Source organism: Aeromonas sp. QDB25 (assembly GCF_027707725.1).
Taxonomy (GTDB): Bacteria; Pseudomonadota; Gammaproteobacteria; order Enterobacterales; family Aeromonadaceae; genus Aeromonas; species Aeromonas caviae.
Genome location: NZ_JAPCIZ010000220.1, coordinates 1 through 1,030 on the forward strand (window position 1 = coordinate 1; position 1,030 = coordinate 1,030).

At 51.9% G+C, this 1,030-nt stretch carries 2 protein-coding genes and 1 rRNA gene; 2 read left to right on the forward strand and 1 reads right to left on the reverse strand.

Annotated elements, in window-relative coordinates; genetic code table 11:
• A 5S ribosomal RNA gene (gene rrf, locus PG883_RS24010) occupies positions 1–84 on the forward strand; the annotation flags it as partial.
• 309 nt (positions 85–393) lie between these two features.
• Positions 394–843, forward strand: coding sequence for a pullulanase (locus PG883_RS23570; protein ID WP_048208326.1), 450 nt, complete (start codon positions 394–396; stop codon positions 841–843).
• An 87-nt stretch (positions 844–930) separates the two neighbouring features.
• Here the strand turns inward: PG883_RS23570 and PG883_RS23575 are convergent.
• Positions 931–1,030, reverse strand: a 100-nt coding sequence (locus PG883_RS23575) for a transposase (RefSeq protein WP_167576793.1), incomplete at its 5' end; no start/stop codon positions are given.

The following is a 1,030-nucleotide window of genomic DNA, read 5'->3' on the forward strand; positions in this document are numbered from 1 at the left end:
ACCCCATGCCGAACTCAGAAGTGAAACGCTGTAGCGCCGATGGTAGTGTGGCATTCGCCATGCGAGAGTAGGACACTGCCAGGCACCCAATACAAGAAACCCCGCTCACTCTAGCGGGGTTTTTTATTGCCTGAAATTTAGCCCTCACTGGAGGGCAAGCGGGCACTATGGTGCTGTTTCCCGCCGTGTTTTCTGATACTCGCATTCATCATCCCAGCCAATATCGACTTGTTTGTGGCCTGTCTCTGTTCAATATCTATTCGAAAGCCTGCATCCTGGATATAAAAAGCACAGAATGTGATGCTTCTACCTTTCTTGTCATGCCTGCTCTGGTTTAATTCCCGGGTCCACATCGATGGACCAAGGAATCACAATAATTTGAGGAATGGACACATGTTCAAAAGAACAGTAACGATGATGCTGGCGGCGGGAACCCTGGTATTAGGCGGTTGCGCATCCAATGGTGGTGCAGAGCAGGCGGCGGACAACAGCGACTTCGGCGGCAAGTCCATCTACCTGCGTGGTGAGATGAACGACTGGATGGCCACCGACGAAAGCAAGGTCGTCAAGGTTGCCGACAAGCTCTACATGGCCAAGGGGACGCTCAAGAAAGAGTGGGCTCCTTACAAGTTCAAGTTTGCCGACTCCGGCTGGAGTTGTGGCACCAACTTCGGTTACAAGAGCCCGAGCGATGGCGTTGCCGTGCTCGGCGGGGAACCTGTACCGGTCAACCCGTGCTCCAAGTATGAGGACATGAAGTTCTCGCCCGAGGCGGATGGCGTCTACGAGTTCTATCTGAATATGGCGGGTGAGACACCGAGCGTATACGTCAAGAAACCCTGAGATAGTCTCTCGCTTTAAATCTCTCGGAAATTGAACCGGTTAAATGCCCTGGCCCAGAAATCTGCTGGCCGGGGCATTTTTTTAGGTTCATCGCGGCTTTCCGGGGAAGGCCGCCTTGATTTTCAGAAAAAAGTATTCTGAGTCCCTAAATCCATATGCCATGCGCTTTATCACTTTGATCTTGTTG